General features: G+C 43.9%; 18 protein-coding genes and 2 pseudogenes. 16 read left to right on the forward strand and 4 right to left on the reverse strand.

The annotated features are described in order from the left end of the window. The first annotated feature begins 14 nt into the window (after positions 1-14). The 3 genes from G358_RS0108975 (at position 15) to G358_RS0108985 (ending at position 3,269) form a co-directional block, all read left to right on the forward strand. Positions 15-1,085 (forward strand): Gfo/Idh/MocA family protein, encoded by a 1,071-nt coding sequence (locus tag G358_RS0108975; protein WP_019636879.1) that lies wholly within the window; start codon positions 15-17, stop codon positions 1,083-1,085. Positions 1,086-1,260: 175 nt separating this feature from the next. Continuing rightward, on the forward strand, positions 1,261-2,028 hold the full coding sequence (locus G358_RS0108980; RefSeq protein WP_019636880.1) for a sugar phosphate isomerase/epimerase family protein: 768 nt from the start codon (positions 1,261-1,263) through the stop codon (positions 2,026-2,028). Between the two features lie 65 nt (positions 2,029-2,093). Next, the gene (locus G358_RS0108985; RefSeq protein WP_019636881.1) at positions 2,094-3,269 is read left to right on the forward strand and encodes an MFS transporter; all 1,176 of its coding nucleotides are present in this window, start codon (positions 2,094-2,096) and stop codon (positions 3,267-3,269) included. A gap of 123 nt (positions 3,270-3,392) precedes the next feature. On the opposite strand, the gene G358_RS0108990 is transcribed toward G358_RS0108985, so the two are convergent. Further along, positions 3,393-4,016 carry an acetate uptake transporter gene (locus G358_RS0108990; RefSeq protein ID WP_019636882.1) on the reverse strand — a complete coding sequence of 208 codons (624 nt, stop codon included), beginning with the start codon at positions 4,014-4,016 and terminating at the stop codon, positions 3,393-3,395. A gap of 274 nt (positions 4,017-4,290) precedes the next feature. Here G358_RS0108990 and G358_RS0108995 point away from each other — a divergent pair, with 274 nt between their 5' ends. The 8 genes and pseudogenes from G358_RS0108995 to G358_RS33890 form a co-directional block, all read left to right on the forward strand. Then, positions 4,291-4,950, forward strand: coding sequence for a TetR/AcrR family transcriptional regulator (locus G358_RS0108995; RefSeq protein WP_019636883.1), 660 nt, complete (start codon positions 4,291-4,293; stop codon positions 4,948-4,950). Beyond that, the gene (locus tag G358_RS0109000; protein ID WP_019636884.1) at positions 4,943-5,686 is read left to right on the forward strand and encodes an ABC transporter ATP-binding protein; all 744 of its coding nucleotides are present in this window, start codon (positions 4,943-4,945) and stop codon (positions 5,684-5,686) included. The genes G358_RS0108995 and G358_RS0109000 overlap by 8 nt, the downstream gene beginning before the upstream one ends. Then, entirely contained in the window at positions 5,673-6,377 is a 705-nt protein-coding gene (locus G358_RS0109005; protein ID WP_240479986.1) for an ABC transporter permease, read from the forward strand. Before G358_RS0109000 ends, G358_RS0109005 begins: the two co-directional genes overlap by 14 nt. Positions 6,378-6,389: 12 nt before the next feature. Then, complete coding sequence (locus G358_RS0109010; RefSeq protein WP_019636886.1) at positions 6,390-7,172, forward strand: DUF4097 family beta strand repeat-containing protein; 783 nt, start codon at positions 6,390-6,392, stop codon at positions 7,170-7,172. A gap of 231 nt (positions 7,173-7,403) precedes the next feature. Continuing rightward, positions 7,404-8,687: an MFS transporter gene (locus G358_RS0109020; RefSeq protein ID WP_019636888.1), complete on the forward strand. Its 1,284-nt coding sequence runs from the start codon at positions 7,404-7,406 to the stop codon at positions 8,685-8,687. Positions 8,688-9,044: 357 nt separating this feature from the next. Then, a complete protein-coding gene (sigK, locus tag G358_RS0109025; protein ID WP_019636889.1) occupies positions 9,045-9,740 on the forward strand; it encodes an RNA polymerase sporulation sigma factor SigK in 696 nt (231 codons plus the stop codon). Between the two features lie 220 nt (positions 9,741-9,960). Then, a pseudogene (locus G358_RS0109030) lies at positions 9,961-10,260 on the forward strand (DUF2268 domain-containing putative Zn-dependent protease); the annotation flags it as partial. Then, positions 10,235-10,330: pseudogene (locus G358_RS33890) on the forward strand (MerR family transcriptional regulator); the annotation flags it as partial. The pseudogenes G358_RS0109030 and G358_RS33890, both read left to right, overlap by 26 nt. Before the next feature lie 144 nt (positions 10,331-10,474). Here the strand turns inward: G358_RS33890 and G358_RS0109035 are convergent. The 3 genes from G358_RS0109035 to G358_RS0109045 all read right to left on the reverse strand — a co-directional run bounded on the left by G358_RS0109035 (position 10,475) and on the right by G358_RS0109045 (position 13,589). Continuing rightward, entirely contained in the window at positions 10,475-11,752 is a 1,278-nt protein-coding gene (locus tag G358_RS0109035; protein WP_019636891.1) for an ABC transporter substrate-binding protein, read from the reverse strand. A gap of 104 nt (positions 11,753-11,856) precedes the next feature. Next, positions 11,857-12,699, reverse strand: a complete 843-nt coding sequence (locus G358_RS0109040) for a carbohydrate ABC transporter permease (protein ID WP_019636892.1) — start codon at positions 12,697-12,699, stop codon at positions 11,857-11,859. Next, the gene (locus G358_RS0109045) at positions 12,699-13,589 is read right to left on the reverse strand and encodes a carbohydrate ABC transporter permease (RefSeq protein WP_019636893.1); all 891 of its coding nucleotides are present in this window, start codon (positions 13,587-13,589) and stop codon (positions 12,699-12,701) included. Before G358_RS0109045 ends, G358_RS0109040 begins: the two co-directional genes overlap by 1 nt. Positions 13,590-13,736: 147 nt before the next feature. On the opposite strand from G358_RS0109045, the gene G358_RS0109050 reads away from it, so the two are divergent. From G358_RS0109050 to G358_RS33895, 5 genes are all read left to right on the forward strand, one after another. Further along, positions 13,737-15,602 carry a cache domain-containing sensor histidine kinase gene (locus tag G358_RS0109050; RefSeq protein ID WP_019636894.1) on the forward strand — a complete coding sequence of 622 codons (1,866 nt, stop codon included), beginning with the start codon at positions 13,737-13,739 and terminating at the stop codon, positions 15,600-15,602. After that, positions 15,580-17,190: a response regulator gene (locus G358_RS0109055; protein ID WP_019636895.1), complete on the forward strand. Its 1,611-nt coding sequence runs from the start codon at positions 15,580-15,582 to the stop codon at positions 17,188-17,190. Before G358_RS0109050 ends, G358_RS0109055 begins: the two co-directional genes overlap by 23 nt. 304 nt (positions 17,191-17,494) lie before the next feature. Further along, positions 17,495-18,523: an ABC transporter permease gene (locus G358_RS0109060; RefSeq protein ID WP_019636896.1), complete on the forward strand. Its 1,029-nt coding sequence runs from the start codon at positions 17,495-17,497 to the stop codon at positions 18,521-18,523. 17 nt (positions 18,524-18,540) lie between these two features. Continuing rightward, positions 18,541-19,410 carry a carbohydrate ABC transporter permease gene (locus G358_RS0109065; RefSeq protein ID WP_019636897.1) on the forward strand — a complete coding sequence of 290 codons (870 nt, stop codon included), beginning with the start codon at positions 18,541-18,543 and terminating at the stop codon, positions 19,408-19,410. Between the two features lie 73 nt (positions 19,411-19,483). Then, on the forward strand, positions 19,484-20,098 hold the full coding sequence (locus tag G358_RS33895) for an extracellular solute-binding protein (protein ID WP_240479989.1): 615 nt from the start codon (positions 19,484-19,486) through the stop codon (positions 20,096-20,098). The last annotated feature ends 41 nt before the right edge of the window (positions 20,099-20,139 follow it).

A 20,139-nucleotide genomic window follows, 5' to 3' on the forward strand; every position in this document is an offset into this window, starting at 1 on the left:
GGAGGAGAACAACGATGAAGTATGTTAACAATCATGCCGTAGTTATTGTTGGCTACGGCGGCATGGGCAGCTACCATGCCAAACTGATCAAGGACAACGGGCGGCTGAAAGTCGTCGGCACTTATGACATTGACTCGGCACGCGGGAAAGCTTCTGAAGAGGACGGTTATCCGGCGTATGGAAGTTATGAGGAGGTGCTGAATGATCCGGCGGCGGATATCGTTCTGATTGCGACGCCGAATGATGTCCACAAGGATTTGGCTGTACGCGCCTTTGCCGCGGGCAAGCATGTCATTTGCGAAAAGCCGGTGACGATGTCCGTGGACGATTTCAAGGAAATGACAGCTGCCGCCGAGCAGGCCAAACGAGTGCTGATGGTGCATCAGAATCGGCGCTGGGATGAAGATTTCCTCATTATAAAACAAATGTATGAGCAAAGAACGATCGGCGAAATTTTCCGGATCGAGTCGAGAGTTCATGGCGCGAACGGGATCCCGGGCGACTGGCGCCATCTGGAAGTGCACGGCGGTGGAATGCTGCTGGATTGGGGCGTTCATCTGCTGGATCAGCTGATTTTTATGATCGACAGTAAAATCACCAGCCTGAGCAGCCGTTTGAGCTTCATTTTGGGCAATGAGGTGGATGATGGCTTCGAAGCTTTGCTGCAATTCGAAAACGGCGTGTCGGCGTTGGTCGAGGTAGGCACTACCAATTTCATTACGCTGCCGCGCTGGTATGTCAAGGGAACGGAGGGCACAGGAGTCATTGAGGATTGGTCGATGACCGGCCGAATCGTCACCCGCAACCTGGAGGCAGAACACGTGGAACCTAAACCGATCCGTGCGGGAGCTGGGCTGACCAAGACGATGGCCCCTCCATCGGAAACGGCGACCATTACGGGAGCATTGCCGGAACCTTACCGTCTGCCCAGCAGCTTCTTTGATAATTTTGCTGCGGTGCTGGAGGGAACGGCTGAGCCGATCATCAAAAACGATGAAGTGCTGCGGGTGCTGAACTTGATGGAGGTTATTTTTCAGGCTGGCCGGACCGGGGAAACCATTAAAAATTTTGATCTTTATAAATAAGACAGGCTGTAATTAGGCAAGCTGTAATAAGCAAGCGAGAATGGCCAAACTTAAAAGAAACTGCAGGTTGTGTGCGGTTTCTTTTAATTAGGTCAACAAATTAGGTTAGTAAATTAGGTCAGTACTCCAGGATCAGTATTTATAAAAATGAATTCCATATTTGGGAGGGATTGCTGTGACGGTAAAAATCGGAGTTCAGCTCTATACTTTGCGGGATTTGACGGATAAAGATTTTATCGGTACGCTGAGAGAGGTTTCCAAGCTTGGTTATCAAGGTGTGGAGTTTGCTGGGTATGGCGGTTTAGAAGCATCGGCCTTGAAAGCAGTTCTGGATGAACTTGGCCTGCAAGCTGTCGGAAGTCATATCGGCATGGATAGATTGCTGAAGGCGCTGCCTGAAGAAATCGCTTATAATAAAGTACTGGGCAATCGCAATTTAATTATCCCGTGGTATGAAGACAATAAATTGAAAGATCCGGAGCAACGTGCTCAATTTGTCACAAATTTAGCGGAAATTGGACAAAGATGTCTTGAAGCAGGTATGCAGCTGTTATATCATAATCACGAGTTTGAGTTATTGATAGAAGTAGATGGAGAGCCGGTGCTTGATGCGTTATACAGCAGCATTGATGAGAAAATCTTGCAGCTGGAGCTCGACAGCTGTTGGGTTCATTACGCCGGGTTTAATGCAGCTGAATATATCAGAAAGTACGAGGGACGTCTTCCCCTGCTTCACCTGAAGGACATGAGACGGGATGCTGAAGGCAATGTGACTACAGTTGAGCTGGGACAGGGTGAGGTCAATTTAAGGAAAATTGCCGATGCCGCCGTCAGCAGCAATGTCGAGTGGCTGGTTGTTGAACAGGACGAATGTCCGAATCCCCCGCTGGAAAGCATCGCTACCAGTATGGAGTGGCTCAGACAATATGGATATATGAAATAAAGAAAGTAGTGAAAGTACAGCTAACTTATGTATAGCGTCATGAAGCGGAGAGAGCAATTTTGACTATGAAAAAAAGAACGGCAGCACGAAAAGACAGACAAATGTTAGTCCTGCGTGGAATGAACTTTTGGCAGTATGCTATTTTAGCTGTGCTTGCGCCATTTTTACCGTTATATTTTGCAAACTTAGGATATTCTTCTTCACAAATCGGGTTTCTTATGATGATTGGCCCGTTTGTGGCAAGCATGATCCAGCCGTTCTGGGGGTATTTGAGCGATCGGCTCCAGACGGTGAAGAAACTTATTTTTTTGTTATGGATTTTGGCGATTATTAGCAGTGTAGCGTTATTTAACGCCGGGGGCAGCTATGCGCTTACGTTATGCTTCGTATTAGCGCTATACTTTTTCTATCAGCCCTCTATGCCATTGCTGGATAGCATATCTGTCCAGTCAGCGGCACGCAGAGGAAGCTCCTACGGATCTGTGCGGCTATTCGGCTCTTTAGGCTACACTGTAGTTTCCCTGTCGGGAGGCGTGCTGCTAGCCGTTTTGGGCGGGATTACCAAATTGCCCTATCTGCTATGGGCCGCCTGGATTGTTCCATTCTTACTGCTGATATTTCTGCGTGACGAACCGGCCGAAGGGGAAGGAATGACGCTTCAGTCGATAAAAGAGCTGTTCACGAATAAATCATTCCTGTGGTTTCTGTTTTTAGTGTTCATCATCTCGGTGCCCCACCGCATGAATGACGTGATGCTTGGTTTATACATGAAGGACTTGGGCGCCTCCGACGCGATGGTCGGTTGGGCCTGGGCTCTGGCCGCTGCTCTTGAAATTCCCGCTTTCGCTTTGCTGGGGAAGCATCTCCATCGGATTCATGAATATGTGCTGATTGGCATTGTAGGCATCTTGTATTCGCTTCGCTGGTCCATGTATTATGTGGCGGACGATCCGTGGGTGCTGCTGGCGCTGCAAGCGGGGGCTGCCATTACATTTGCCGTGTTCTGGATCGTTGCCATGCATTACGTCGCCCGGATTCTTCCTCCGCAGCTCGGAGCTACCGGCTTCTCGTTGCTAAGCATGGTGTACCTTGGCTTGTCCGGCATGACCGGCGGCATTGTGGGCGGGAGACTGTCCGACTTGTTTGGCGGAGCGAGCATGTATTTGTTTGCCGCCATCGTTTCCTTCATCGGAGGAATGCTGTTCCTTGTTACTGAAGTCATTTCCCGCCGGCGTGGTTGAGCCGTCTGTGAGAAGAACTTGCTTGAAATGATAAAGCCGCCTATTGCGTATCGGAGCGCGATGGGCGGCTTTGCTATTATGTTATTTTGCTATTTTGCTATTTTGTTATTGTTGATTTCGGGCTTAAGTCCGGGGCTTGAAAATGCCGAAGGGCCGGCCTACCGGCAAAAATATCCGGCCAAAATGAACATTAAGCACAGCAGCCCCGGCGCCGTACAGCGAGAGAAGAGCAATGCCCAATTCCGCGTAAGCAGCCAGAGGATGAAATATTTCTGGTGCAATGCCAAACGCATCCAAAGCAAGGCCAAGAAATAGAGCATCAATCAGAACGAATATAAAGAACAGCACTTTATGAGTCTCCATTGCGCCTATCGTCATAAAAAGGGTGAAGACAAGGTATCCGGCAAACGCAAAGCCAAGCTGTTTTCCGTCTATACCGTTCGCCAAATGCGGGCCGAATGTGCCGAGTTTAATCAGCCAGCTGACGCCCATGGCGAACCAGAAAAAAGCATATGCGCCGAAGGCGGTCATCCCGAAAGTGTTGTTCAGCTTAGCATCTTGAATGCACGCGAACAGTTGAGCGAACGCGCCCAAAAAAATTGCCCAGGGAAGGACATAGCTTAATCCGTCGGTCAGCCCCAGCTTCTGCGAAGAAGCGACCAAGGTGACGATCGCCAGTCCAAATAAGCCGATGCCGCTCGGATCAGCTGTCATTATTGCTACATGAGTCCGATTTGTATTTTGCATGGTTCCGTAAAAGCCTCCACTAGATGATATATTGCCCTATTCCTCCGATAACGGAATGCAGGCTGAATTGATTATTATATCGGATTTAACTCGATTTTGCAGTGAAGTTTCTTTGACTCCTGGAGAGATCCCGTAACTATCAGGTTAAATAATGAACAATTAAAAGAATAAAAAAAATCGAGAAGCATCATTTTCCTTATATTGACATCCTGTGTTTTATGCATTAATATAAATACCAACCAGCGGTATGTATATAAGTAGAGGTGCTAAACTTATGGCTAGAAACAAATATCCAGAGCAAACATTGGAACACATCCTGTCGGTATCAGCAAAGCTGTTTACTGAAAAAGGGTTTGAAAAGACGAGTATTCAAGACATTATTGATGAATTGGGAATGTCGAAAGGGGCTATTTATCATCATTTCAAGTCAAAAGAAGATATTTTGGATGCGGTAATGGAACGGCAATTTACCTATGTCGCGCAAATGCTGGAAGAACTTATTCACAATACACGGGCATCCAATGCCAGGGAGAAGCTGATTCTCATTTTGGAGGCTATTGTTTCCGATCCTGATGCGCACTCCATTGACGATATTTTAAGCACACAAATTAAAAATCCGCAATTTGTCATGAGGGGAATCAAGATCGGCGTAAATCATGATGCCCCAGTAATTGCCCAGCTCATGATGGAAGGAAAGCAGGATGGATCAATTACGACGGACTATCCCATCGAGTGTTCGGAAGTGTTCATGCTGCTTGTAAACATTTGGATTAATCCTGTTTTATTTGAACGCGGCAGCAATGAGACACTTCAGCGCTTGAAGTTTCTGCAGCACATGATGAAGCTGCTCGGCGCAGATATTGTGAGTGATGAACTTATTCGGACAATAACAGCACGTCATTCTGATATTGGAGGATACAAAGTGAATGAGTGAATTTGTAGTCAGAACAGAGGGGCTGGTCAAGACTTTTGCTGGGATAGAAGTCATTAAAAGATGCAATATGTCTGTGAAGCGAGGCAGCATTTATGGATTTTTAGGGGCAAATGGAGCCGGCAAGTCTACCGTCATGAAGATATTGACCGGATTGCTCACTCCTACCGCTGGGAGGGCAGAAGTGCTCGGGCTCCACGTCACACTTTACCGTGATAAAATATTGCGGAATATAGGCAGCCTGATTGAGGTTCCAGTCTTTTTCGAAGATTTGTCAGCTAGGGAAAACTTGAGTCTGCATTTGGCTTATATGGGAATCAGCAATTCAACTGAACAGGAAGACATCTCTAAAGTGTTAAAAATGGTAGGCCTGGAACATACAAACGAGCAGCCTGTCTCTAAATTTTCATTGGGAATGCGTCAGCGGCTAGGCATAGCCAGGGCGATTATTCACAGGCCTAAGCTGCTTATACTGGATGAACCGATTAACGGGCTAGACCCTATAGCCATACGTGAAATGAGAACATTATTTATCGATTTAGTTCAAAATTACGGAATGACCATTTTGCTATCCAGTCATATTATTTCGGAGATAGAACAAATTGCTGATACAGTAGGCATTATTTCCGCCGGAGTAATTGAACGAGAATTATCTTTAACTGAAATAAAATCGAGGCATCCAAATGGTCTTGAAGAGTACTTCTTCGGAGTAATGAGCGGGGGGCATGGTATTGCTTAACTTAATAAAATTAGAAATAAGAAGAATCAAGATTGGAACTTATATATTAGCCAGTGTAATTGCTACTGTTATTCTTGTCGGATTTATTTATTTCGTTTCTTATGTGGCCCAAGTGGAAAATGAACTGGATTTTAAAAATTACACGAATATTTTTTTGTTTGTCAGTATCGTGAGCATGATTATTTATTGTGTGCTATCTGCTGTCATGTACTCTCGTTTTATTATTGAAGAATATAGCGGCAAACGACTGCTTCTCATGTTCTCATATCCTGTAAACCGGAAAAAAGTATTGTTTGCTAAAATTACACTCGTAGCAGGGTTCACAACATTCGCGACGATTGCCAGCAACATTCCCCCGTTTGTAATATTTACCATTACGGAATCGATCTCACCTATTGTCGATGACACTCTCTCCTTAGAGTTACTACTTTCCATATTTAAAACAATTATTGTATTAGCGATTGCCGTGAACGGAATCAGTATTATAGCGATGAGAATAGGTTTTATAAAGAAGTCAATATCAACCACGATTGTCACTGCCTTTATTTTATGCGCACTTGTTGGAAATGCGGTTATAGGCAGCTACGGAAACAACATGTTGTTAGTGGGGTTATTACTTGTTATCACAGCCGCTGGTGTTATTGTTGCGTTGGAACTTTCAAATAAAATCAATGAGATGGAAATTGAATAGGAGAGGATTAGGGTGGTTGTTAACAACGGATTGAGCCTTCGTAAAAAAGTGAATATCGAAGAGAGCGTGTCCAGCATATCCTTGGATTGGTTCTCTGGAGAAGTAAAAATCTTGGCTAGCGAAACGGACAATGTCCACATAATTCAATACGGGAATAACAATTTTCCTGAAAAAAAACTTGCACATACTCACGTCAGTTCAGGGGTTCTCAGCATTGTCGACGGGAGGAAGAAAGGCAATTTTCTAGGTTTTAATTTTCAACAAACACTCCTCGAAATTTACCTTCCAAAGAAAAAAATACAATCGTTTACGATCAATGGAACAGGCAGCCATTTATTTATTCAAACACTGCATACGGCAACCGCTAAAATCAAGCTAACTTCTAGTCGAGCAACCATATCCGGAAATTATGATGAACTTGAATTATCCGCAGTAGGAACAACTATCGTAGGTGAAGATGCAGATATCGGAAAGCTTAAATTGCTTGCCACTTCATCCAAAGCGGATATTGACGGCAAAATTTCGAATATCGATGTCAATGTCATAGGCCGATCTGCAGCCATTTCCTCCAAAGTGGTGCCAAAGCATATTCAATCCTTATCCACAGGAGCGAATTTAACAGTAACTATCCCTGATAATGAAGGTTTTAATTTTAAATTCAAAAAGGTGTCAGGCCACTTCAAAACGGATTTTGCTCTTACTTCAAAGGATAACAGCTTTACTTACAAAGGAGGAGGGGAAAATTACAGTGCCGAGGTAAGAGGAGGAAAATTTTCTTTACAAAAGGAAAAGTGATGGGAGGAGGAGTTGAATTGGAGACAGCAGGCTGGATTGTTGGAACAAGCTTGTCCGTTTTAGTACTATTGGTGGGAATTATCGGAATGCTCGTCAGTAAACAGAGACGAACCAGAAACAAATGGTCAATATGGCTGATACTGTTCGGGGTATGTGCTTTAGTAAGTGCGTTTATTAACGCCGGTTATAAATAGGCAGTCTATACTATCAAGTCGGTTACGGAGGTGCATTTTGAAAATATTCACTTTGAATAGAAATTTTAACCTATTGATAATCGGCCAAATTATTACGCTTTTTGGAAGCTCCATTCTTAGATTCGCATTATCGCTATTTATCTTGGATATAACAGGTTCAGCAGGGACGTTCGCTTTCATACTGGCGGTATCTACCATCCCCACTATTTTCTTATCGCCAATCGGCGGGGCGATAGCGGACCGGGTTAACCGCAGAAATTTGCTTGTTATTCTTGATTTAATTAGCGGATTAATTGTAGCGGGTCTTGCTTTCTTTTTGTTCAGCGGGGTACATTCGATTTTGCTGATTGGAATTGTAATGACCTTGTTGTCAATAGTGAGTACATTTTATCAGCCAACCGTACAGGCAAGCATTCCGGTATTGATTGAAAACGACCATTTGTTGAAGGCTAACGGGGCAGTATCAGGAGTATCTGCTCTTACTAATTTTGCAGGTCCTGTGTTGGGAGGACTGTTGTACAGTTTTCAAGGTATCGAATGGATTGTAGTGATGACTTCAGTTAGTTTTTTCCTCTGCGCTATTGTAGAAACCTTCATGTACATTCCATCCGAAAAAATGCAGCAGACGTATGGGGCAATCAGAACGATTTTGAACGATCTTAAAGATGGAATCAGTTATATTGTGAAGAAAAATTCCTTTCTGCTTAAAGTCATCCTTATTGCAGCAGTCATGAATATTTTTATTACGCCAATATTTTTAGTGGGAATACCTTACATTATTAAGATTATTATGGGTTTAGATGGCAGTTTTTTTGGCTATACGCAAGGTGGAATTTCATTAAGCATGATCTTTGCGGCGGTCGCAATTGGATTGCTGTCAAGTCGTATCAAAGTCAGTAACTTGTATAAATGGTTTATTGGCAGCGGCATATTATTTATTCCAATGGCATTGTCCGTTTATCCTCTGTTTTTAAGCGCCCCTTATAGCACGATTATTTCCTATATCATGTTTTCATTGTGTGCCATGCTTATCATGTTCTCCATTACGATTATCAATATTTTTGTTATGACAATACTGCAGCAGCAGACCCCCAATTTACTTCTCGGTAAAGTGATGGCCATCTTAACCGCTGTATCAACGTGTGCAGTACCTATTGGCCAAATTCTGTTTGGTACCTTGATGGACAGCTTTACTACGAATGTTTATGCACTTTTGTTAATTGTAGCGGTCGTTACTATTGCCATTGCTATTACGACTAAAGTGTTGTTAAAGGAGAGAAAAGCCGCGCATGCTGACAAAGTAGATGAAGCTATAGTATAGGATAAGTTTGAGTCGGAGAGAAAAAATGAAAAAGATTCAATTGTTTTGCTTCAGGTTGCCGTGCTTGATGTATTTATTTTAGGTGAACGATTAAGTTGGCTGCAAATGGTTGCTCTGGTTCTATTGTTGATATCGATCGGATATGTACAATTAGCCCCTCAGTTAAGAGAAAAGAAAGAGAATAGTGTTTCCAAGTCTGCTTAATAATAAAGCAGAATTCTCGGGAAGAAGACTTACTTCCCCCGTACATGCACATCTAGGCCCCTGCCCACATACAATGTAGAACTGAACTTCATTGTATGCTGAAGCGGGGCGCGGCGATCCCCTTCGGCCAATCGACGTGGGGGTGCTTTGTTCATGGAATTGTTTTCTGCGGTTGCCTTGTTCATTAAACAGCTGACTTTGCTTGTGTCGTATGTGAAAAACAATGCTTTTCCCCAGCCATTGACGGAGGAGGAGGAAGCACGGCATCTTCAGCGCATGGCTGAAGGGGATGCGGTATCCCGAAATATGCTGATTGAGCATAATTTGCGGCTCGTGGCGCATATCGTCAAGAAATTCGATAACACCGGCGAGGACTTGGAGGATCTGATCTCTATTGGCACGATTGGCTTGATCAAAGCGATTGAAAGCTTCCGTCCCAACAAAGGGACAAAGCTGGCAACGTTTGCGGCCCGTTGTATCGAGAACGAGATACTGATGCATTTAAGATCGCTCAAAAAAACGCGCAAGGATGTATCCCTTCATGATCCCATCGGAACGGACAAAGAGGGAAATGAGATCACGCTTATCGATATTTTGGGAACGGAAGCGGATGACGTGGTCGAGCGGGTACAGCTTAAATTGGAGAAGAGCAAAATATATCAGAACCTCGATATTCTCGAGGCCAGAGAGCAGGAAGTCATCAAAGGGCGCTTTGGACTGGAGCACGGGGGGGAAGAGCGAACGCAGCGGGAGATTGCGAAGGAACTGGGCATCTCACGCAGCTATGTGTCTCGGATTGAGAAAAGGGCGCTGATGAAGCTTTATCATGAGTTTTATAAGAAGAAGTAAGTGCTTAACGGTAAACCAGCCGGGGCTGCCGTAAAGTTCCGGTTGGTTTAGTCATTACTGAAAGCTAAAGAACGGGGACATAACTCCAAAATATATTGTTGGACAAGCCTGGATCAAATAAGTTGATGCAATTTGAGTATTTGATTCGAAGCGCTTGACTATGACGTAAGGTCATAGTGCATAATTCTCACTATAAACGACGAGGAGTGAGAGATATGAATATAAAACAAACGCAGAAACACTGAACAGGCGCATAAAGCCTGTGCTTAGAGAGCAATTGCAATTAACTGGATTTGATCAATTTGCTCCGTATCTTTACGGTGACGAGATCGCAAAACTTCAAAACTTTAAACCGGTCAATATGCCTTATAGCGCTGGCTACGCTTGCGGATATTATTTAATCCAGTATTATTTAAGAAAAACAGGAAGAACGATCTTTGAGGCAACGATCACACCTGCTAATCAAATACTAGACGAGGTAAAGGGATTTTGGGATGAAGAAACGATTATTAGCGGTTAAAGATATTGTTCGGATTACAGGCATTATAGATCGGACCCTGCATTATTACGATAGAATTCATTTGTTGCAATTATGTACGATATCAATCCGTTGAACGGCTCTCAATTCAACAACAACTTAAACAATAAGCAGCTATATAATAACAAGCAAGCCAGCTGGCAAAAAGGACTGCCAAGCTAGCTTGCTTGTTAAACTTTAAAATTGAAAAGGTTTACTACTGTTTCAGTATATCTTGAACCGCCTTGTCCAACTTCTCCAGAAGTTGTTCTCTGGAGATTTGGGCACCCAAGTATTCCTGCATCGCGGCTCCAAAGCCTTGCGTAACACCGTCTGGGAACAGGTCCCAATACCAGCCGACAGCAGTAGAGGATTTTCCTTGGATAGCCACAGCTATTTGTCCGATATCATTTTCAGTGGCTTCAATGCTTGTAAGGGCAGGAATAAAATTAAACTCTTTACTTACAAAAGTCTTTCCGGTTTCGGATGTGACCAGCCAGTTCAGGAAGTTTTTTGCCTCTTCAGGATGTTCTGACTTGCTGTTCACAATATAGTTGCTAGGTACCCCGATCAGTACACTGCCTTCGTTATCGTTGATTGGAGCCGGAAGCACTCCCAACTGCAAACTGGGATCGACTTTATCGATGTCGGCCTGCGTCCAATTGCCCTGAAGCATCATCGCGGCTTTGCCTGCAGAGAAGTTGGCGATTTGCGAGGCGTAATCACTGGTCATTTTTTCCTTTTGCGCATTGTTAAATATCAAGTCGACTAGATCCAGCCATTGGTTGAAAATTTCATTGTCTTGGAAGGTTGCGTTTCCTGCCTTGACGTCTTCGATGAACTTTTGTGGATCGGGCTGATTGGCGAGCCCGACATTAACCAGATGCATGCCGAGTGACCACCATTCATTCGTTGCCATGAACGGTGTAATACCTTCGGCATTCAATTTTTCCACGGCCTCTTTTAATTGTGAAAGGGTCTTAGGTTCCTCGGTAATTCCAGCTTGCTCAAACAAGGATTTATTATAAATAATACCGTATCCCTCCACGTTCATTGGCATACCGTAAAGCTTTCCGTCTACCATCATGGGATTCTTTGAAGATTCAATCAGATCTTTGCTCCAAGCCTCATCGGTAAGATCTGTCGCACGATCCATATAGGGAATCAAGCCGATATAGCCGCCGTTATTAAAGATTTCCGGTTCGGAACCTGAAGCCAACTCGGCCTTTAATAAAGCACCGTAGTCTTCCCCGCCGCCATGGGTTTCTACTTCTACTTTGACACCAGTTTCTTTCTCATATTCTTCGACCAGTTTATTGAGGGCTTCGGCAATTTCAACTTTGAAGTTAAACATTTTAATGCTGAAATCTTTTTTGGCTCCCTGTTGGTTTTGTTCCCCGTTATTCTGTGTGCCTTGATTCCCATCTTTGCCGCAACCAGCAATTACTAAAGTGAAGATGGTTGCTACAATGAGGGCAAGCTTCCAATTTTTCATTTCGATAACCTCCCTTTATATTTTGCCTATAAGGTCATTTTAAATGAATACGCTTTACGATAGACACTAATTATAATGCTGAAAAAAGTGGACAATTTTGTTTGCTAACCTTTTACAGAACCTGCCGTTACACCTTCGACGATATATTTTTGAAGTGAAAGGAAGAAGATGATTATTGGTGTAATTGCCATAACAAGACCAGCGAGCGCAAGATCCCATTTTTTCGTATACTGACCAAAAAATTTCGTGACAGCCAAGGGTAATGTTGTTAGATCTTTATTGCCTCCAATGACGAGTACCGGCAGCAGATAGTCATTCCAGATCCATAATGTGTTCAGAATAATGACAGTAACTGCAATAGGCATCAGTAGAGGAAAAACGATTCGGAAAAAAACACTGTAAGGATTTGAACCATCCACTTTAGCTGCCTCTTCCAATTCGATAGGAACCGTCTTGATAAATCCATGGAACAGAAAAACGGACAACGGCATCCCAAAACCGAGATAACAAGCCACAATGCCGTAAAATTCTCCGCGCAATTCCAGTAAACTTGTGACGCGAACCAATTGCAGCATAATGGATTGAAATGGTATGATCATGGCCGAAATCAGCAGCAGGAACACCAGCGCATTGAAGCGGGTTGGTTTCCGGACAATTTGGTACGCAGCCATGGAACTGAACAGGACGATAAGAACTACGCTAAATAAAGTAATTAAAAAGGAATTCGAGAATGCTTGAGGAAAATTTATGGCACTCCAGACGCTCGAGTAATTATCCCAATGAAAGATTTGTGGGAAAGAAGCTGCGTCGATCAGAATCTCCTTTAGCGATTTTACCGAGTTGGTCAGAACCAAGTAGAAGGGAGACAAAAAGAGCAATCCGAGTAATATAGCGGCGATTTCTAAAGTCAACAGTCTTGCTTGATAGGTTTGATTGTGAGAAGACATTAGGCGGACACCTCCTTGCGCTTCGTCACCCAAACCTGTGCAAGGGTAATCGCTGACACGGCAAGAAAGAACAGCAGAGCTTTTGCTGTGCCCAACCCATAACGGTTGTTTATTAGAGCTTCGGCGTAGATGTTATAAGCCAAAGATTGGGTTGAAGTGCCAGGACCGCCTTTCGTCAAGGAAAGGTTGAGATCAAACATTTTGAAGGCGTTGGAAGTTGTAAGGAAAAGACAAATTGTAATCGCTGGCATAATCAAAGGAATGTATATTTTTCTTAGAATTTGATATGGACGTGCTCCGTCCATTTGCGCTGCTTCAATCAGATCCTTGGGGGTTCCAGACAGGGCGGCGATATAAATCACCATCATATACCCTGCGGTTTGCCAGACAAAGACGATAATGAGTCCCCAAAATCCAGTGGAAGGCGTTCCGAGCCATGGAAGTTGGAAGAAAGACAGGCCGGTCAATTCTCCGATGGTGCCGAATCCCTTCGTAAAAATAAACTGCCAAATATAACCGAGCAGTATTCCGCCTATTACATTAGGCATAAAGAAGACAGTTCGCAAAATTTTCCGGGTCTTTATGGAACTGGTCAAAATCAGGGCGAGACATAATGCGAGAATATTGGATATGCACACCGAAATCACTGTAAACTTCAGTGTGAAGATAAGGGACTCCCAGAATTTGTCGTCGTTCATAAAAATTTTTCTCCAATTATCCGCCCCCGTCCAGACGGCTTTATCCAAGTCGAGACCGTTCCAGTCAGTGAATGAAAAATAGAATCCTAGGGCGAACGGGACGAGCACAATGGTGACAAAAAAAACAAGGCACGGACCGAGAAAAATAATCTGTTGTGCCCAGCCTTTTTTCGACCGCAAAACTCTGTTCATAGGTTTATCTCCTTTCAGATCTGTGAGGTTAATCAAACTCAGTATAGAAAGGATAGGGGGGAGGCAACACTCATTTTTATGATAATAATAGTGGAATATTTTGCCGCCCTTTGCTAAGATGTTGTGAAAATGGGGGGGGGGATATGTTTGTTTCGAAAAAGTATCCGTTTCAAGTTGATAGCACTTCTTCTGTTCGCGGTAATACTGCCGACAGGAGTATCAATCACTGTCTCTTACTTTTATACAAAAGCGTCAGTGACGGAAAAATCGATTCGTGAAAATACGAATTATCTTAACCTTGGGGCCTCCAATCTTCAAAGCTATTTCAAGGGAATTCATGAATTAGCTTTATCCGTTTATAGCGGAATTAATATCCCCAACTCCCTGTACACATCGATATTATCGGCTAAGCCTCATCATTTGCAGGATGCTGATTCGAAGGAAGACATCAATCATAATGTTTTTTCGAGTCAATTGCTTAATATGTTTCAATCCAATAAAGATATCTATCAGATTCATCTGTTCGTGAATGCGAATAAACAATCCAATACCTTGTTAAAGGGTTTTTTTCGTAGAGAATATAACGATTCGTACCGTCCGTCAGTATCCCCATCAGGAAAGATGGAGCCTTTTATAGAAATAACGCATCCGGATCACAGATATGGAATGAAATCTGGAATTCCAAATCTTAAGCTGGGCTCTATCGAGGTTTTTAGTGCCCACTATCCGATTTACCGTACACCAAGTGATGAGGTCATGGGTTATCTTTCCATAGACTTTCGTTTAAGTGAGTTTGAGGAAATAGCGAAGGCCATGTATCACCTCAATTCGGAACAGATTTTCTTGCTGAATGAGCAAGGAGGAGCCCTTTATTCCTCTGATCCGGATCTGATAGGAAAAACGATTAAAGCGGGATGGAGTGAGGTCTCGTCCAAAGAAGATTACGGTCATTTTTCATGGAAGGACGAAAATTTCGAAGGTATTGTATTTTACAAGGCAATCCAGAATCCTTTATTTAAGGGTTATCTTCTTAAGCTGGTTCCCTATGATAATTTATACGGAGATGCCAGAGCAATTACCCGAATCACTACAGGAATCGGTATGCTATTTCTGATTGTTGGGATGATCGCTGCAATTTTTATCTCTATTCGTTTTACTAATCCGATTAAACGGATTATCTCCTTCACGCAAAAGGTGGAAATCGGAGATATGGATGCCCAGGTGGAGGTTGCGACCGAGGATGAATTCGGAATTTTAACGAGAAAAATTAATAATATGACACAGACCATCAATAATTTGATTTTAAAGGAATACAAGCTCGAAATCGCCAATAAGAGCAACCAGTTAAAGGCGCTCCAGGCTCAGATCAATCCGCATTTTTTGTATAATGCATTGCAGTCGATAGCTACATTGTCCCTTAGGTACAAGGCCTTGGAGGTTTATGAACGGATCTGTGCACTTGGCAGCATGATGCGCTATACAATGGCTACGGGGGTAAATACGGTCACGCTTCAAGAGGAGTTGGAGCATGTGGAACATTACCTTATGCTGCAAGAGGAGCGATTTGGCAATGAATATCTTGAGATCGATTTTGATATCGCGGAAGAAACTAGAATTCAAGCTGTTCCCAAAATGATTTTACAGCCTCTCGTAGAAAATGTTTTTAAGCATGCTTTTGATGATGGAATCGTGAATGGGCCGATACGTGTCCGTATTGTCAGCCACTTGGACGAGGCAGGAAATCTGATGATTGCCGTCTCTGATAACGGAAAGAAGCTGCCGCCGGAAAAAGTCCGGGAGATGGAGTTAGCGATCAATGTCGAGACAAGGAATGAAATGGAACAGATCGGGCTTCGAAACGTATTAGCCAGACTCCGATTGTATTTTGGCAAGGAAGCCAGCCTGACGATGAGGGGACATGATAACGGCGGCTTAACGGTAGCTTTGTGGATACCGACTGGAAATTGCGGAATTATGGAGGCGGACAAGAGTGAAAGCACTGATTGTGGATGATGAAAAGCATGTAAGGGAGGCCATTCGCTATTTTGTGCCCTGGAATGAATATGGAATCGAATCTGTGTTTGAAGCAATGAATGGACAAGAAGCAGTCAACCTGATCTTGGCGGAGCGACCGGAGATCATTTTCACGGATATGCGAATGCCCCTGATGGATGGAGCCCAGCTTCTGGAATGGATTCACCGGCATATTCCCTGCACGAAAGTAATTATCATCAGCGGATATCAAGATTACAAATACCTTCAACCTGCCATTGTATATGGGAGCATGGATTATCTGCTTAAACCGTTGAATGGCAACAAAATCGTGGAAGCGACAGAACGCGCGGTTCGCAAATGGCAGCAGGAAAAGGAAGAAAGTGACCGGGCCCTTCACCGGAATATTCAGATCAATGAACTTCAGCCGCTATACTGGGATCGAATGTTTACGGATTTGATGTCCGGCTATCGACGATATGAGGAACTAGCTGCTGCCCTGAGTGATCACTTCGGACTAACCTCGGGATTTACCCGCTGCCAGGTTGCCGTCTTATCTTTGGAAATGATGGATCAAAGGTTATTAACCCGGTTCAGTGGAGATGCGTCATTAATGTATTATGCCATCATGAATATATGTAATGATGTGCTTGTGGGGAGAAACGGCAGTTACGGATACGCCTTTCGTTGCGGGATTGAGGGAGTGAATATTGCGATTTTTTATTGGAATGAAGTCAAGGATATAGAAGGGGCCCTTCGGAGCATCAATCAATCCATGCTGGAAACCTATCAAATTCAAGTTCACTTTGGCCTCGGTGAAGTATGCCTCATTGCAGAAGACGTGCCCCGTTCATTCCATCAAGCCAAGATAGCACTACAACAACGCAATTTGTTTTGTTCAGATGAATGGATTCATATGTATCACGATTCAGATCAGTTTAGTGAAGAGAGTTGTCCATTTCTTCGCTTTTATGAACCCTTTAAGTTTGCGGTATTATCCGGACAGCGCGATCGCATTTTGGAATGGGTGGATAGATGGGCTGATCTTATGGAGCAGCAACTTTACCTATCTCAGATTCAACTTGAAAAATGGCAGAAGAATTTCAAGGCTGCTTTGTTAAACTGGAAGGCTGAAATCGGATGGGACAAGTGCTCCGATTCGGCTGAAACGTTTGATGTAGACCTGCCTTTCGATACCAACGGGAACTTTTCGCTTGCGGTTTGGAAGGAGCAAGTTGCAGCCAAGCTGCTTGCCTTTTCTGAGGAGTATAACTCCATGCATGATCAGGACAGTCGATTGGTACAAGACATCAAACGCTATATTGATCAAAACTATCACAAAGAAATTACGCTGCAGCATATTGCGGATTGCTTTTTTATCAGTCGAGAAAATGTTTCGAGGAAATTCAAGCAGGTCACAAATGAGAATTTAATAGACTATCTTACCCGATTACGAATTGATAAAGCCAAAATGTTGTTAGCAGATTCGGACCTGCGTATTACTCAAGTCGCTGAGCTTGTCGGATTTCAGGATGAAAAGTATTTTAGCCGTGTATTTAAAAAGGTAACCGGGCAGACTTCTCGCGAGTTCAGAAAACAGTTAAATTAGGTATTCCGTCTGAACTGATATTTTGGAAATAGAAATTGTTTCGGGAATGGCGCTGTAAGTGAACACCCTGATTTATTAAGAGCCGGCGATGCCGGCTCTTTTTTGCTGTAGGCACAATTCAAACTATGATCCGGGCGCTCGGCGTACTATGCCTTATACTCGGCTTATATACCCTATAAAAATAAGTCGTATCAAGGCTTTGATTAAAAAAATACTAGTTCAAAAAAATAATGCAAACACGTCAAATCCGATAATTTAAAAGAGTGTTATTGTCGGGAAGCTTGAGTTCCAATAACGTGAAGTTATGAAAGCGGATTCAATCGAAAAAACGATATTGGAGGATGTGGTTAGTACGATGCTGGAACATGAGATAAGCGTTCAAGACAGTGGGAACGTAAGCGGGAAACTGCACAAAAAAAGAGGCGGAGTCCAGAAAGTCCTCAGAGAAATGATGCGGGACAAGTACCTCTATCTGCTTGCGATACCCGGGATCCTTTATTTTATTCTTTTTAAATACGTGCCGATGTACGGTATTTTGATTGCTTTTCAAGACTTTTCACCGTATTTAGGGTTTTCGGCAAGTCCATGGGTTGGATTTGAGCACTTCAGCCGTCTGTTTACAGAGGATGCTTTTTGGGTGCTGCTCCGCAATACGCTGGCGATCAGCTCATTGAATCTTTTATTGTTTTTTCCGTTACCCATCGTTCTGTCGCTCTTATTGAATGAATTAAAAAACCAGTTTTACAAAAGAACGATTCAATCATTGGTTTATTTACCTCACTTTCTTTCATGGGTCATTATCGCGAGCCTTACTTTAATGCTGTTCGGCAAAACGGACGGAGTCGTCAACTACTTTCTGAACCTGCTCGGGTTCGAATCGATTGATGTGCTGACGAATCCCAAGGCCTTTTGGTTCCTTCTAACCGGACAGTCGATATGGAAAGAGGTCGGATGGGGAACCATCATCTTCCTGGCAGCTATCGCCGGTGTCAACACGGAGCTGTACGAAGCAGTCAAAATTGATGGTGCTAATCGGTTCAAACAAGTGTGGCATGTTACCTTGCCGGCCATCCGAAACGTGATCGTCATTCTTTTAATTTTGCGCCTCGGGGTTGTCCTGGAGGTCGGTTTCGAGCAGGTATTCCTTATGTATAACGGTGCTGTGTCCGACGTAGCGGAAATATTCGATACGTATGTATACCGCGTCGGCATTCAGCAGGGACAATTCAGCTATAGCACGGCGGTTGGATTATTTAAGTCTGTTGTAGGCCTCGTGCTTGTAGTCGTGTCGAATAAGCTGTCGAAGCGGTTCGGCGAAGAAGGATTATATTAGGAAAGGAGCGGAGCGTCTTGAAGATTAGTGTCGGAGAAAAAATATTTAATGTAGCGAATGTGGTCATTCTGGGGCTGACTGCTATAGCTGCCTTGTTTCCCATCTATTATGTTGTGATTGTCTCCTTTACTGCGCCAGCAGAATTCGTGCGAAAAACAATCGTGTTGTGGCCAGAAACCTGGTCGCTCGTTTCCTACCGCTATTTATTGTCCGCGCCGCCTTTTATGCGGGCGATTGGGGTCAGCTCGTTTTTGGCCGTAGTTGGAACGATATGCAGCTTGCTTATTTCCTCGTCGTTTGCGTATTCCTTGTCGCGAAATAAATTCAAGGGCAGAAAAACGATCTTGATGTTCGTTCTGTTTACGATTTTGTTTAGTCCGGGTATTATCCCGAACTATCTTCTCGTGAAAGAACTCGGCTTGATCAATAGCTTATGGGCCGTCATTCTAGTATCGCTGACCAGCGGCTGGTATGTCATTCTGATGAAAGGGTTTTACGAGAGCATTCCGGACGCATTGGTCGAAGCGGCAGCCATTGACGGGTGCAATGACATTTCCGCATGGGTCAAAATTGTGCTGCCTTTGTCTCTGCCGTCGATCGCTGCGTTTGGTTTGTTTTTCGCCGTCTCGAACTGGAACCAATTTTTTAACGCGCTGCTTTATCTGAACGATGCGGGCAAGTGGCCCATTCAAGTGCTGCTGCAGAACATGTTAATCGATTCATCCGCCAGCAGCTTAGGCGATGCAGATCCGCTTATTAAGCCGCCTCCAAGCACGCAATTAAAAATGGCGGCCGTCGTAATCGCCATTGCGCCGATCGTGTGCGTCTACCCGCTTGTTCAAAAGCACTTTGCTAAGGGGGTGATGATCGGATCGGTCAAAGGATAAGGTATGAGCCTAGAGATAACCGCAAGAAACATAGTATTCATTCACTTAAAACATTCAAGGGGAGGATTACAAAATGAAAAAAGTATGGTTAATCGCGGCGCTGGCTTTATCCGTCATCGTTGGAGGCTGCGGCGGCAATGGAGGTTCAAATGCAGGGAAATCGGCCGGGGCATCGTCCACGGGCGATGACTCCGGAAATAAAGAATCGCAACCGGTCGAAGTAAGAGTCATGAGCCATTTCTTCGGCGCAACTCCGCCAAGCAAAGATAATCCAGTCGAATTAGAGATTGAAAAAGCCACCAACGCAAAATTAAATATTGAATGGAACGCCGCGCAGAATTATCAGGATAAATTAAACGTTGTGCTGGCTTCAGGAGACTTTCCGGATCTCATCTTGATCCCCGCAGTAAATCCTATACAGAATGCAGTTTTTGCTCGTGCGGCGGAACAGGGAGCATTCTGGGATGTGTCTCCATACATTGACGAATATCCGAACCTGAAAGGCAAAATTACGCAAACCGCATGGGACTTAACGAAAATCAATGGCGGAAATTACGTGATTCCGCGTCCGCGTCCGTCCGAGGGTGAGACATTCTTCGTTCTGCGGAAGGATTGGCTGGACAATGTTGGACTAGAGATGCCGACGACAGCTGAAGAACTGTATGCCGTCATGAAGGCCTTTTTCTGAAAATGACCCGGATCAGAACGGGAAAAAAGATACGATTGGTT

The sequence above is a fragment of the Paenibacillus fonticola DSM 21315 genome, assembly GCF_000381905.1.
Classification (GTDB): domain Bacteria; phylum Bacillota; class Bacilli; order Paenibacillales; family Paenibacillaceae; genus Fontibacillus; species Fontibacillus fonticola.